The sequence below is a fragment of the Kribbella sp. NPDC050124 genome, assembly GCF_044460355.1.
Lineage (GTDB): Bacteria > Actinomycetota > Actinomycetes > Propionibacteriales > Kribbellaceae > Kribbella.
In genome coordinates this window covers 262567-275566 of sequence record NZ_JBITJU010000005.1, presented here as the reverse complement: position 1 = coordinate 275566, position 13000 = coordinate 262567, and the positions used below count along the sequence as shown (strand labels likewise).

Annotated in this window: 13 protein-coding genes; 6 read left to right on the top strand and 7 right to left on the bottom strand. The window is 68.7% G+C overall.

Going from position 1 to position 13000, the window contains the following annotated elements:
- Positions 1–16 precede the first annotated feature (16 nt).
- The 3 genes from ACIBL3_RS15925 to ACIBL3_RS15915 are packed head-to-tail and all read right to left on the bottom strand — an operon-like array spanning position 17 to position 2798.
- A complete protein-coding gene (locus ACIBL3_RS15925) occupies positions 17–883 on the bottom strand; it encodes a sugar phosphate isomerase/epimerase family protein (protein ID WP_396354083.1) in 867 nt (288 codons plus the stop codon).
- Positions 880–1863 (bottom strand): Gfo/Idh/MocA family oxidoreductase, encoded by a 984-nt coding sequence (locus tag ACIBL3_RS15920; protein WP_396354081.1) that lies wholly within the window; start codon positions 1861–1863, stop codon positions 880–882. The genes ACIBL3_RS15925 and ACIBL3_RS15920 overlap by 4 nt, the downstream gene beginning before the upstream one ends.
- Positions 1860–2798, bottom strand: a complete 939-nt coding sequence (locus tag ACIBL3_RS15915; protein WP_396354080.1) for a TIM barrel protein — start codon at positions 2796–2798, stop codon at positions 1860–1862. Before ACIBL3_RS15915 ends, ACIBL3_RS15920 begins: the two co-directional genes overlap by 4 nt.
- Before the next feature lie 162 nt (positions 2799–2960).
- On the opposite strand from ACIBL3_RS15915, the gene ACIBL3_RS15910 reads away from it, so the two are divergent.
- From ACIBL3_RS15910 to ACIBL3_RS15885, 6 genes are all read left to right on the top strand, one after another.
- Complete coding sequence (locus ACIBL3_RS15910; RefSeq protein WP_396354079.1) at positions 2961–4385, top strand: sugar porter family MFS transporter; 1425 nt, start codon at positions 2961–2963, stop codon at positions 4383–4385.
- Positions 4386–4401: 16 nt separating this feature from the next.
- Positions 4402–4767: a universal stress protein gene (locus tag ACIBL3_RS15905; protein ID WP_396354078.1), complete on the top strand. Its 366-nt coding sequence runs from the start codon at positions 4402–4404 to the stop codon at positions 4765–4767.
- Between the two features lie 32 nt (positions 4768–4799).
- Complete coding sequence (locus tag ACIBL3_RS15900) at positions 4800–5132, top strand: P-loop NTPase fold protein (RefSeq protein ID WP_396354077.1); 333 nt, start codon at positions 4800–4802, stop codon at positions 5130–5132.
- A gap of 192 nt (positions 5133–5324) precedes the next feature.
- Entirely contained in the window at positions 5325–7256 is a 1932-nt protein-coding gene (locus ACIBL3_RS15895) for a heparinase II/III family protein (RefSeq protein WP_396354076.1), read from the top strand.
- Between the two features lie 24 nt (positions 7257–7280).
- Entirely contained in the window at positions 7281–7676 is a 396-nt protein-coding gene (locus tag ACIBL3_RS15890) for a hypothetical protein (protein ID WP_396354074.1), read from the top strand.
- A 62-nt stretch (positions 7677–7738) separates the two neighbouring features.
- Positions 7739–9649, top strand: coding sequence for a LamG-like jellyroll fold domain-containing protein (locus ACIBL3_RS15885; protein WP_396354073.1), 1911 nt, complete (start codon positions 7739–7741; stop codon positions 9647–9649).
- 83 nt (positions 9650–9732) lie between these two features.
- Here the strand turns inward: ACIBL3_RS15885 and ACIBL3_RS15880 are convergent, their stop codons facing one another.
- Genes ACIBL3_RS15880 through ACIBL3_RS15865 form a run of 4 tightly spaced genes read right to left on the bottom strand, consistent with a single transcriptional unit; the run spans position 9733 to position 12984 of the window.
- Positions 9733–10161: a hypothetical protein gene (locus ACIBL3_RS15880; RefSeq protein WP_396354071.1), complete on the bottom strand. Its 429-nt coding sequence runs from the start codon at positions 10159–10161 to the stop codon at positions 9733–9735.
- A 14-nt stretch (positions 10162–10175) separates the two neighbouring features.
- Positions 10176–11294, bottom strand: a complete 1119-nt coding sequence (locus tag ACIBL3_RS15875; protein ID WP_396354070.1) for an FAD-dependent oxidoreductase — start codon at positions 11292–11294, stop codon at positions 10176–10178.
- Positions 11291–12058 carry a hypothetical protein gene (locus ACIBL3_RS15870; protein WP_396354068.1) on the bottom strand — a complete coding sequence of 256 codons (768 nt, stop codon included), beginning with the start codon at positions 12056–12058 and terminating at the stop codon, positions 11291–11293. The genes ACIBL3_RS15875 and ACIBL3_RS15870 overlap by 4 nt, the downstream gene beginning before the upstream one ends.
- Complete coding sequence (locus ACIBL3_RS15865) at positions 12055–12984, bottom strand: ABC transporter ATP-binding protein (RefSeq protein WP_396354067.1); 930 nt, start codon at positions 12982–12984, stop codon at positions 12055–12057. Before ACIBL3_RS15865 ends, ACIBL3_RS15870 begins: the two co-directional genes overlap by 4 nt.
- Positions 12985–13000: the final 16 nt, after the last annotated feature.

Below are 13000 nucleotides of genomic sequence, written 5' to 3'. Positions count from 1 at the left end.
GAAGGCTAACCTGCCGTCACCAGGCGCTGACGTATTTCGCAATCGTCTCGCGCATGTACGTCGACGAGTCGCGGGCCCGGTCCTCCCAGGCGAACACGCACGAGGTCATGATCGTGTCCTCGCGATCGCCGAACCCGAGCTCGCCCAATGTGGTGAAGAAGGTGTCCCAGTCGACTTCGCCCTGCCCGATGTCGAGGTGCTGGTGAACCCGGGCGGTCGAGCCGGGCGGGTTGACGATGTAACGCAGCCCCGACGACGCGGTGTGGTCGAACGAGTCGGCCAAATGCAGATGCGTGAGGAGCGGGCCGGCGTAGCGCATGATCTCGACCATGTTGCCGCCCATGTGGAAGGTGTGCGGGGCGCAGTACAGGAAGCTGACCAGCGGCGAGTTGATGCCGCGGATCATGTCCACCGCCACGAGGCCGTCCTCGACGAAGTCGTCCGGGTGCGGCTCCAGCCGCAGCTCCACGCCCTCCCGCTCGAAGACCGGCAGCAACTCTTCGAGGGATTTCCAGAACATGCCTTCGCTGCGGGAGGCCTGTTCGGGCCGGCCGTTGAACTCCGAGTTCATCACCCGGCAGTCCAGATCGACGGTCAGCTGGATCGCGCGCTTCCAGTAGCGGACGGCTGCCTGGCGTTCGTCCTCGTCGGGGCCGGACCACCGGTACAAAGGCAGGTGGCAGGCGATCTGCACGCCCGCCGCGTCCAGCGCCTTCTTGAACCCGGTCACCGTCGAGTCGTTGGCGCGTGGGTGCAGGAAGAATGGCGTGAAGTCCTCGCGCGGGGACAGCTCGATGTATTCGTAGCCCAGGTCCGCGACCAGACCGGGCAGCTCGAGCAGCGGCGTCGTACGGAACATGTACGGGTCGAGGGCAATCTTCATCGCGCGGACCTTTCGTAGAGTGCCGGCTTGGCGCCGAGGACGACGGGCACCCGGTCGAGGGTGTCCAGGGACTGCACGCCCGCATCGCAGACCACCGTGGCCGCGTAGCCGTCCCAGGACGACGGTCCGGTCGGTTCCGCGCCGGATGCGATCGTGTCGATCCACTCCTGCAGTTCGGTGTCGAAGGCCGGTGTGAACCGCTCGCGCCAGTCGGCCGGCACCCGGGCCGGGCGCTCGAGCGTTGCCGTCCCCCGCTCCCCCACGGCCTCACCACGGATGTCATACCCGTAGCGGATGTTGACGCTGGTCTCGACGTTCACCAAGACGCCGCTCTCGGTCTCCACGATCATCAGCAGCGGGTCCTGGAGGCCCTCACCGAGACTGTTCGGCTTCGCCGGTACGACGCGGATCGCGACGAGCTCCTCGCCGAGCAGCCAGCGAGCGATGTCGAAGTCGTGCACGGCGGTGTCGACAATCGCCATCTCGCGCGTGTAGCTGCTCGGCACCGATGGATTGCGGTGCGCCGAGTAGTAGATGAGCGGCACCCCGAGCTCACCCGACTCGATCTCGGCCTTGAGCTGTCGGTACGCCGCGTCGTACCGGCGCATGAATCCGACCTGGACGAGCCGACGACCGGCCGCGACCTCGGCGGCGATGATGCGCCTGCAGGCCTCAGCGGTGGTGGCGAGCGGCTTCTCGCAGAACACCGGCTTGCCGGCCGCGATCGCCGCGAGCAAAAACTCCTCGTGCGTCGGTCCCCAAGAGGTGACGAGTACGGCGTCCACGCGGTCGGACCCGATCAGCGCCTGACCGGAGTCGAACACCTCGGCGTGCGGCAAGTCCTCGGCGACCTGTTTCGCCACGCCGAGGTCGGCGTCGGTGACGGCGGTGATCCGGGCTCCCGACAGTGAGTCGGTGATCCGGCGGATGTGCGACGTACCGATCATGCCGGTGCCGATGACTCCGATGCCGACAGTCATGACTGGTCCTGGTCGTAGGGCCAGCGCCGGACCGGGCCGAGGCCGCAGCCGACGTAGTAGCCGGCGGTGCGTGCCCCGATCGGGAGCGGGATGTGCGGCTCCACCGGGTAGAGGTCCTGCTCGATGACACAGAAGATGTCGCGGTCCAGGCGGCCGAGCGCCTCGAGCAGCGGCGGCATGTCGGGTTCGCCGTACGGCGGCTCGCACATCACGCCGAGCTTGACGGCCTCGGACAGCGGCAGGCTCTCGGCGAGAGCGCGATCCCGGACCGCCGGGTCGACCGACTTGAGGTGGACGTAGGTGATCCGGTCCGGGAAACGCTCGATGATCTCGAGGTTGTCGCCTTCGCAGTACGCCACGTGGCCGGTGTCCAGGCAGAGGTTCACGAACTCCGGGTCGGTGTCGGCCAGGAACCGTTCGATCCGCTGCTGGGTGTCGACGTGCGTGTCGACGTGCGGGTGGAAGACGAGCTTCACGCCGTACGACTCGTAGAGGTACCTGGCCAGCTCGTCGGTGCCGGTGACGAGGTTCTTCCACTGCTCGGGGTCGATCGCGGCGTCCTGGGTCGCCGCGCCGGTGTGCATGTCGGTGTACTGCTCCGGGAGATGCACCAGGTACTCGGCGCCGAGTGCCGCGAGCTGCTTGGCCTCCCGGCCGAAGTCGGCCTTCGCCTTCTGCAACGCGTCGGCGCCCTGGTGCAGGGCCGCGAAGACGGTGCCGCCGCACACCGAGAGGCCGCGCTGGGCCAGCTCGTCCTTCAGCTGTTCGGGGTCCTGCGGCAGGAAGCCCTGCGGACCGAGCTCGGTGTGGACGTAGCCGACGGCGGCGATCTCGTCGAGGTAGACGTCCCAGGTCACCTGGTGCGGGTCCGCGGCGAACCACACGCCCCAGGAGTCGGGCGCCGTACCGAGACGGAGCTTGGAAAGGTTGGTCACACCTCATCAGAACTAGCACGTGCTAGTCCTGTCAAGAGGTCACGGGCTAGCACGTGCTAAACCGTGGCTGCACGAGCTATTGACGCGGTCGCACCCCCGTCCTAGTGTCTCGGACCACATCACGCCTAGCACGTGCTAGTAGCGGAACGGAAGGTTCGCCACATGACCCAGTCCACCAGCACTTCCGGGGAGCACCATCCGACCTTGCCCGCCGACGTCCCGGGCCCGCACTCGCGCCGGCTCGGACTCATCGCCGTGGTCGCCACCTTCGGCGGCCTGCTGTTCGGGTACGACACCGGCGTCATCAACGGCGCGCTGGCGCCGATGAAGGACGACCTCGGCCTGACCGCGTTCACCGAGGGCCTCGTGGTCAGCATCCTGATCTTCGGCGCCGCCTTCGGAGCGCTGATCGGCGGCCGGCTGTCCGACCGGTTCGGGCGCCGGCACAACATCCTCCTGCTGGCCACGATCTTCGCGCTCGGCACGCTCGGCTGCGTGCTCGCGCCGACCTGGCAGGTCCTCGCGGTCTTCCGGTTCATCCTCGGGCTGGCGGTCGGCGGGGCGTCCGCGACGGTCCCGGTGTACCTGGCCGAGGTGTCGCCGTACGAGCGTCGTGGCAGCCTGGTCACCCGCAACGAGGTGATGATCGTGTCCGGCCAGTTCGCGGCGTTCGTGGTCAACGCGATCATCTTCCAGCTCTGGGGCGAGCATGACGCGGTCTGGCGGTTCATGCTGCTGGTCGCCGTACTGCCGGCCATCGCGTTGTTCCTCGGGATGCTGCGGATGCCGGAGAGTCCGCGGTGGCTGTCCTCGCAGGACCGCGACCCAGAGGCGCTGGCGGTGCTGAAGCAGGTGCGGTCGCCGGAGCGGGCCGAGGCCGAGCTGGCCGAGGTACGGGCGCTGGCCGAGGAGGAGAAGGCCGCGCAGACCGGTGGCTGGGCGGACCTGGCGGTGCCGTGGATCCGGCGGCTGCTGCTGATCGGGATCGGGCTCGGTGTGTTCCAGCAGTTCACCGGGATCAACTCGATCATGTACTACGGCAGTCAACTGCTCGAGGACGCCGGTTTCTCCGCAGAGGCCGCGATCCTCGGGAACACCTTGTTCGGTCTGGCCAGTGTGCTGGGGATCTCGGTCGGCATCCTGGTGATGAACAAGATCAACCGCCGGACCATGCTGCTCGCCGGCTTCGGTCTCACCACCACCTTTCACCTGCTGGTCGGGCTGACGGCGCTGCTGATGCCGGACAACGACCTCAAGCCGTACTTGCTGCTGGTGTTCGCGGTCCTGTTCGTGTTCTCGATGCAAGGCACCATCGGCCCGCTGGTGTGGCTGCTGCTGGCGGAGATGTTCCCGCTGAAGATCCGCAGCTTCGCGATGGGCGTCTGCGTCTTCTGCCTGTGGATCGCCAACGCCGGCGTCGCCTTCGGCTTCCCGCCGCTGGTGGCCTCCGTCGGCATCGCCCCCACGTTCTTCATGTTCGCCGTCCTCGGCGTCTTCGCGCTGATCTTCATCACCACCTCGGTCCCCGAAACCCGAGGCGTAACCCTCGAACAGTTCGAGGACTCCTTCAAGGCCGCGCACGCGTAGAAAGGTCGTACCCCCGATGACTGTGATGGTCGCCGTACCCGACAGCCCCGAAGGCGTCGCTGCCCTCGCCGCCGCAGCCGCCGAGGCCGACCTGCTCGGCACCGACCTGGTCGCCGTCAATCTCGCCCTCAAACCCTTGGACACGTCGTCGATCCCGTCGACGACCAAGGTCACCGTCCTGGAACGCCAGGGCAGATCGGATCGCGACCCGGCCGACGCCGTGCTCGCCGACATCGAGGAGTACGGCGCCCGGCGGCTGGTGATCGGCGTCAAGCGCCGCTCGCCGGTCGGCAAGGCTCTCCTCGGCAGCATCAGTCAACGCCTGCTGCTCGAATCCCCCATCCCGGTCCTTGCCGTCAAACTCACCGAGGGGGCTGACTGACGGAGCACGTTCGATGCGGCATTCTGGCTGCCATGGCGGGTGGGAACTGGTGGGTCGACGAGCCGATCGAGTCGCCGGGCTCGGACCGGCTCGATCGGGAGGTGTTCGTCGAGCGGGTCCGTGAGCTGATCGACCACGTGGGTGGATCCCCGGCCAGCACGGTCATCGGGCTGGTCGGGCCGTGGGGCAGCGGCAAGACGAGCACGGTCAATCTGATCGTCAAGGGTCTCGACAGGTCGCGGTGGAGCCTCGCCTACGTCACGCCCTGGGCGCTGGCCGGATCCGAAGCCGTCGTGTCCGAGCTCCTCGGCGGGATCGCAACGGCGCTGCCGGCTGACCGGTCTCGCCGCGGCGGTACTCGGTGAGTGGCTCCTCGGTGCCGGCTACCGAGGGTACGACGAACTCCTCGTCGACATCGTGCAGGAGCAGTACGACTGAAGTAGTTCGGGGGCGGTGCAGCCTTTTGTGGGGGTCGGTGCGTCTTTACTGGTACTGGATTGGCCGGGACGGTTCTGGTATACACCGTTAGACCTGTGGGGCGCGTGGGGGTGACTGGGGTGGCTTCGCGGCGGGCGGGGAACACGGTTGGGCTGGCGGTGGTCTGCCTGGTCGTGTGCGCCGTCGCGTTCGCGGGGGCGGTGAAGGTGCTGTTGCCGGGCCAGCGGGAGCGGAGTGTCGCGGCCACCGCTCCGGGGTCGCCCAGCCCCAGTGAGCCGCCGCCGACCGTGAGCCCGTCGCCGTCGGCGCCTTCGAAACCGACACCGGTCGCGCGGACCGGGACGTATCAGTGCGCCGGGTTCAGCGGGATCGACGCGAAAATACCGCTGCCGACCTTGCTGCGGGACACGTTTGCCTGGGGCGACGATCCGCCGTACCAGGTGGGTGACGGGTCGGGTGACATCCGGTGGCGGTCGGATCCGTACAGCAAGCCGAGTTGGTACATGTGGTTGCACTCGCTGCGCTGGCTCGGCCAGGGCATCACAGCCGGTGGGAAGGGTGACCGCCGGGCCCTGACGCACGTGATGGCGATCATCCAGGACTGGGTGCGGGACAACCCGTACTCGTGGAAGGGCGACCTCGGCGCCTGGGAGTCGACGATGCACCGCACCAACGTGCTGATCTGCGCGCGGCAGGCGGTGTTGTCGGGTCTGAAGGTCCGTCAGCTGCCGGCGCAGTACGCCTGGCTCGATCAGGCGCTGCTCGACCACGCCAGGTTCATGACCGAGAACTGGAGTGGCCCGTCGAACCACGGCACCGACGAGAGCATCGCGATGTTCGGAGTCGGGTGCACCCTCAACCGGCCCGAGCTGAAGACACTCGCTGTCGAGCGGCTGACCGAGGCGATCACGACCGCGATCGACCCGCAGGGATCGACGAACGAGCAGTCGATCGGGTACGCCATGTTCAACTACAACCTGTGGGGCCGGGCGAGCACCGTGCTGCACCGGTGCGGTGCGGATCCGAGTCCCGTCATCGACGAGCGGCGCCGGGCGCTCGCGGAGTGGCTCGCTCTCGCGACCACGTCGACCGGGCAACTCCCCCAGGTCGGCGACGCGATCCGCCAGAAGCCGGACGCCGTACCTGGGACTTCCCTGGAGTACGCCGCCTCGCTCGGCAAGAAGGGGACGCGGCCGACCCAGCGAACGGGGGTGTTCGACGCCGGCTACATCTTCGGGCGGACCGGGTGGGGCGAGACTCGGGCGTTCACCGAGGAGTCGACGTACACGATCAGGTTCGGGCCGGGACGCCGGTACCACGGTCACCAGGACCACACGTCGATGACGTACACCTCGCACGGGCGGGACATCCTGATCGACCCGGGACACTCCGGGTACGTGGACGACAAGTGGCAGGCCTGGACGAAGGACCACTCGGCGCACAACGTGATGTACGTCCCGACGGCCAAGGGCACCGGGGCCGAGACGCGGCTGGTCAGCGCGGCGATCGCGGACACCTCGGAGTACTACGCGCTCGCCGACACGCCGGCCGAAGGAGTGGAGCGGACCCGGGACGTGCTGGTGCTGAAGGATCCCGATCTCATCATCACGCTGGACCGCGGGCGGTCGGGGACCGAGCAGCACTACGAGACGCTGTGGCACCTGCCGGCCGACCAGAAGGTCACGGTCACCTCCCCCACCACCGCGGTCGCGGCCGAACCCGGCGACCAGGTCAAGACGCACCTGCTGCAGATCCCTTACCAGCAGGCGCTGCCGGCCAACGCGATCACGGTCGTGCGGGGCTCCGCGGACCCGGTGCAGGGCTGGTACTTCCCGACCATCTTCGACCGGCAGCCCGCGCCGGTGGTCAAGTTCAACCGCAGCGGTCCGACGGCCACCATCCTGTCCGCGCTGGTCCCGGCGAACCGGGGCGAGACCGTTGCCTTCAGCACCAGAACCGCCGGCGGCATGTTCTTCGTCGACCTGACCGTCGGGAAACGCAAGACCACCATCCGGGTGACCGACAACGGTCGCCTCACCCGGATCAAGTAGACAGGCACAGGGGGGAACACACAGATGCAGATCCAGGGGACCTTGACCATCGACGGCGTCCTCGTCGTCCCGATCGAAGCCCACACGTTCGCCGTCACCGGGACCGCCGCGGTGGCCACCGGCAAGTCACGGATCTACCTCGAGGAGTCCTACGCCATCGAGACCGTCCGAGCCGCCGTCAACACCGCGCCCACCGGCGCCGCGCTCATCGTCGACCTGAACAGGAACGGCACGACGGTCTACACCGACCAGTCGAAGCGCCCGTCCATCGCCGCGGGTACGAATACCGCCACCGGCAACGACCCCGCCGTCACCACCCTCGCCGCCGGTGACTACCTCACGGTCGACGTGGACCAGGTCGGCTCCACGGCCGCAGGGGCCGACCTGACCGTGACCGTCCGCGTACGGCGCACCAGCTAAGGCCGGCCGTGGCGCAATCAGCGGGGTACACCTTCAATGCGAATACGGTCACCGGGACGACGGTGCGGGATGTGGCGGGGTACTTCCTGCACGGGACGATCGTGGGGTCGGCCGCGGTGGTGGCCGGGCGGTACGGGAACGGGCTGACCTGCACCGGGGGTGCGATGCGGGTCGTCGTACGGCCGCCGAAGGCTGGGGACGACTTCTATCCGCTCAACATCGACGGCGGGTTGTCGGTCGCCGCCTGGGTGCAGCTGAACAACTCGACGGCCGCCGCGCGTTGCATCGCGTCCGCGACCAGCGGCAGCACGCTCAATTGGGCCGTGTACGCCTCCAACGCCTCCGGCAATGTGGAGGCGAAGATCGCCGGGGCGACGTACAGCACGACGACGAGCATCCGGGACGGGCAGGAACACCACGTGCTCGTCACGTACGACGCGACGCCGACTACCGATACCGTGAAGATCGCTGTGGACGGTGTCCAGGTGTTGTCCGTCGATGCGACTGCGGCGCTGGCCTACTCCGGCACCGAAGCCACTGTGGAGGCGGGGCGGAACGCCTTGAGCAGCTCCGAAGCGCTCGACGGGATCCTCGACGACCTGCGCTGGTGGAACGACCCGGTCGAAGCGGCGTACTGGCCGACCCTCGTCGGCGCGGAGCAGATAGACCATCAGCTGGCGATCTACCCGTTCGACCACGACACTGCCGAGGACTTCGGCAGCTACGGTCGCGACCTGACTGTCGCCGGATCGGCCAGCTTCACGACCGGTCTGTACGGACGTGCCCTGGTCTCCGGCACGGCCGCGGCGGGCGCCTCCGGCACGGTCGGATTCCCCGACTGCGACCGGCTCGCCATCTGCGGTTGGCTCCGCCTCGACGCCGCGCCAGTTGGTGCGGCGGCGCCGATCCTCGCGATCAACGACGCACTCGGCAGCGCGCGGGTCCGGGTCGTGGTGAACACCGACCGGACGGTCACCGCTACGTGGACGACGATCGACGACGAGACCGTGCCGGTGACCAGTACGGCGACCCTGACCGTCGGCCAGTGGACTCGGTTCCAGTTCGCGATCAACCCGACGTACGTGCAGGTCCGGCTCGACACCGACCAGGCGACGGTGAACATCGGGGACGGGGTCCCGCATGTGTCGCCGACGATCGACGGGCTTGACCAGTTGTACGTCGGTGGCGATGCGACGGCGGGTGGTCAGGTCGCTTACGACTACGTGACGTTCACGAAGAACTTCATCGCCGAGGTGTCCTCGCTGTACTGGGCCGGCGCTCCGGTCGTCACGCCGTACCGGCCGGCGAATGTCGCGCGCGGGGTCTACCACTTCAACGAGAGCACCGGGAGCCTGGTCGACGACAAGTCGCCGGCGGCCAACGACCTCACGCTCACAGCGGCGGGGTCGTGGGTGACGGGCGTCGAGGGTACGGCGCTCGGAGCCAACGGCACGGGTCCGAGCGCGTCGCGGACCTCGCTCACGTGGCCGGCGTCGCCGCCGGGGTGGGCGTTCGCGGCGTGGGTGAAGTGTCGTTCGAGCAGCAGCGGCGCTCGCTTCCTGGTGCTGCGGAACGCCACGGACGAGGTGGCGCACGCGGGGTTGCTGGACGGGCTGTTCTGGGTCCGGCTGTTCGGCAGCGGCGGGACCACAGGCATCATCAGCTCGTCCCGGGGCCCGATCGCCGTCGAGACCTGGACCCACGTGGCGGCGTCGTGCGACCAGAAGTCGATCCACTTCTACCTGAACGGCAAGGTCTTCACCGTCGAGCCGTACGCGGTCGGCGCCCTCCTCCAGCCGACCGAGCTCCACGCCGGCGGCGACAACCCCGACTCGTCCGTCGCCGACGTCGACGACCTCCGCCTCTTCGACACCCCCCTCAGCGCCACCAACATCCACTGGCTCTTCGAGAACCCCGGCCAGTACTACGACCCCACCCCCACCACCTTCGCCGCCTGGGGCATCCCCCTCTGACAAACTGCAACCAAAGGAGCGCCGTACGCGAGTAGGCGTACGACGTGCTGCCCGGCGGCCTCCTGCCCACCACGGGCGGCCGCTCAGGTTCGGGTGTCGACCTCTTCGAGGCGGAGGGCGAGCAACTGCTGCAGCGGCATGGACTCGCCGTCGCGGGCGCCCAAGCCGACGGTCAGCGGCGGGTCCGAGGGCAGGATCCGGACACCCAGGACGCGGGATTTCACGCTGGCGGCGGTGCCGAGGATGTAGAAGTTACTGTCGGTGTCGACGGCGAGTGAGTGGTTGCGACGGAGGTACCAGCCGGTGATGTCGGTCCGGTAGCTGGCGCTCGACCCCGTCACGGGTGCGCGCAGCGCCTCGGGTTCGACACCCCTGGCCTTCAGTTGCTGGACGAAGTCGGTCAGTAAGGCGCGGGCCTGGGCCGTCTCGGCTGCCCTGCGCTGTTCGAGCGCGGCGGCGTGGGCGGCGGACGCCTCACGTCGTTTCTCGCGCCAACTCGGCTCACTGTCCACCGTCCCACCCTAGATCACCGCGATCGGGCAGTTGGGAAGGATCTGTCGCCGAACAGGATGTGGCGAGCGGCCAGCCGCCCGGGTTGTGTCCGGAGCAGCTTGAACGCCAGCGACGCCGCGGCCGGCGTACGCACTTGAGCGAGCCCTCGACGCAGCATCAACCGTCCGCGGAAGCGTGCGCGCAGGGCGGCACCGTCGTACGCGGGCAACGCCGCCGCACCGCCTCGCAACGCATCGTCGAGGACCTCGGCCGCTAGCGAAGACAAGCGCAGACAGGGGTCCAGACCGCCCGCGGTGAGCGGCGAGACCGCACCAGCCGCATCGCCGACCAGCAGCCCGTCCGCAGATCCGATCCGCCGCAACAGACCGCCGACCGGGATCGGACCGCCACGCCGCTCCACTTCAACCGGCCGATCGACACAAGCCAGCCCAGGCGCGTCCTTGCTGAAGCGCTGCAGGGCTTTGCGCATGCCCTCCGGATAGCGATCGGCGTAACCCGCGACACCGACGTGCGCGTGCTGCCCGTCGTTGACCACCCACGCGAGATAGCCCGGAGCGATCGACGGGTCGAGCACGCAGTGGAACGTCGGCGGCTCCTCGGTCGATGGAATTGCGAAGACCTCCTCCGCCCCGACGAGCAGGTGCGTGTTGCGATCCAGGCCGAGGTCGCGCGCCACCCGGGATCGCGCTCCGTCTGCTCCGACGACGTACCGGGCCCGGACCTGAGTCGGCCCATCGCGATCGACCAAGTGAAAGGCACCGGCACGCCAGCCCGCGTAACGCGTGCCCAGGGAGAGCCGCACGCCGACCTCGAGCGCACGCTCGGCCGCCGCCAGGTACAGCGGCCCCATGACGCCCACCCGGTACTCGTCGCGATCGCTCACCAACTCGACCGGCCTGCGCAGGTCGGGCGGATAAAGCACCACGCGACGGATCGGCGGCCCGAGGCACTCGACTGGCAAGGGAAAGTCGTCGAGTGTCTTCCGCACGAAGATGCCCGTGGTCCGAATCGCGGCGGTCAAGCTCGTACGGCGTTCCACCAGCAAGACATCATGCCCGTGCTGGGCCAACAAGGTGGCCGTGTGAAGCCCTGCCAGCCCGGCTCCCACCACCAGTACGTCGCTTGTGTTCATCGGTCGGCGTCGGCCCGGATCAGCCGCAACCCGCCGGCCGCGGTGAGTGCAACGCCCCACAGCCCGAGCGTGAGCCGGGCCGAGGTGGTCGTCATGTCGTCGCGTGGTCCCTCGCCGAAGAGCAGGAAGAGCGCGCCGGAGCCGGGCATGCGGGCGGACAGCGTGACGGTCCAGTCGTACGGGAGCTGCGCCAGGATCAGCGGCAGCACGAACATCAGCGCGATCACGCTGACGAGCGCGGCCGCCGTACTGCGTGTCAGCAAGCCCAACCCGATGCCGAGCAGCGTGGCGAACGTGTACACGAATCCGAGCTCGGCGAGCGACTTGATCCCCTCGCCGATCGGCAACCCGAGTGAAGGCCGGAACGACCACACGACAACGCTCGCCGCGGCCACGAGCACCACACCCAGCAGGGTCATCGTGGCCGTGATGACAGCGGTCCGGGCAGCGAGCAGCACGCCCCTGCGCGGCGTCCACTGCAGCGTCGGGACGATGCCACCGGTGCCGTGGTCGGCGGTGCTGGTGACGACGGACAGCGCGAGTACGCCGAACAGCGCGAACATCGCCGTGAACCGGCCACCGTCCCACGCGGTCGCGTCCGGACCGGGACCGGTCGGGTCGTCGGAGATGTCGTACCCCGCGATCGTCGCGAAGCCGAGGACGACGATCGCGGTCGCGATGGCGAAGATCCAGGTCGAGCGAACGCTCCACAGGCGGCTCCACTCGGCGTTGCCGGTCCGGGCGAGGACGGTCGGGGTGCTCATCGTTTCGCTCCGTCCGCGTACGCCGGCGTGCTGCCGTGGTAGTCGATGCTCTCCTCGGTCAACGCGAGGTAGGCATGTTCGAGGGACTGCTCAAGCTCGGCCAGGTGATGCACTGGCAGGCCGAGCGAGTAGGCGAGATCACCAAGCTCCTTGGCCGTCAGGCCGGTCACCTCCAGCTCGTCCGGCGCAGTGCGCTCCACGGCGGCCCGATCGGCCAACGCCTCTTGCAGTACGTCGATCTGCGGCGTGCGGATGCGGACGCGCTGACCACCGAGACCGCGCAGGATTTCGTCGACCGCTGCCTCGGCGATCAGCCGGCCGCGGCCGATGATGACGATGCGGTCGGCAATCAACTGCATCTCGCTCATCAGGTGACTCGAGACGAGCACGGTCCGGCCTTCGTCGGCGAACCCGCGCAGCAACGACCGGATCCACCGGACACCGTCGAGGTCAAGCCCGTTGACCGGCTCGTCGAACAGCAGCACCTGCGGATCCCCCAGCAGCGCGGCCGCGATCCCGAGCCGTTGCCGCATGCCCAGCGAGTACCCCTTGATCCGCCGCCGGGCCGCGGACCCGAGGCCGACCTGCTCGATCACCTCCTCGACCCGCCGCGATGGGATCCCGTTGGTCCGGGCGCCGATCCTCAGATGCCCGCGCCCGGTTCGGCCGGGATGCATCGCGCCGGCGTCGAGCAGCGCCCCCACCTGACGGAGCGGCTCGACGAGGTCGACGTACCGCTGCCCGTTCACCAGCGCCGTCCCCGCCGTCGGCCGGTCGAGCCCCATCACGATCCGCATCGTGGTCGACTTCCCCGCCCCGTTCGGCCCCAGGAACCCGGTCACCTGCCCCGCCGGCACCTCGAAACTCAACTCGTCCACGGCCTGCACGTCGCCGTACCGCTTGGTCACTCCCCGCACACTGATCACCTATCGATAATCGATG

Excerpts from the sequence above, each read along its gene's own strand:
- ACIBL3_RS15890 (WP_396354074.1), top strand. The coding sequence starts at position 7,281 with ATGCAGATCCAGGGGACCTTGACCATCGACGGCGTCCTCGTCGTCCCG.
- ACIBL3_RS15870 (WP_396354068.1), bottom strand. The coding sequence starts at position 12,058 with ATGAGCACCCCGACCGTCCTCGCCCGGACCGGCAACGCCGAGTGGAGC.
- ACIBL3_RS15875 (WP_396354070.1), bottom strand. The coding sequence starts at position 11,294 with ATGAACACAAGCGACGTACTGGTGGTGGGAGCCGGGCTGGCAGGGCTT.
- ACIBL3_RS15920 (WP_396354081.1), bottom strand. The coding sequence starts at position 1,863 with ATGACTGTCGGCATCGGAGTCATCGGCACCGGCATGATCGGTACGTCG.
- ACIBL3_RS15905 (WP_396354078.1), top strand. The coding sequence starts at position 4,402 with ATGACTGTGATGGTCGCCGTACCCGACAGCCCCGAAGGCGTCGCTGCC.
- ACIBL3_RS15925 (WP_396354083.1), bottom strand. The coding sequence starts at position 883 with ATGAAGATTGCCCTCGACCCGTACATGTTCCGTACGACGCCGCTGCTC.
- ACIBL3_RS15900 (WP_396354077.1), top strand. The coding sequence starts at position 4,800 with ATGGCGGGTGGGAACTGGTGGGTCGACGAGCCGATCGAGTCGCCGGGC.
- ACIBL3_RS15910 (WP_396354079.1), top strand. The coding sequence starts at position 2,961 with ATGACCCAGTCCACCAGCACTTCCGGGGAGCACCATCCGACCTTGCCC.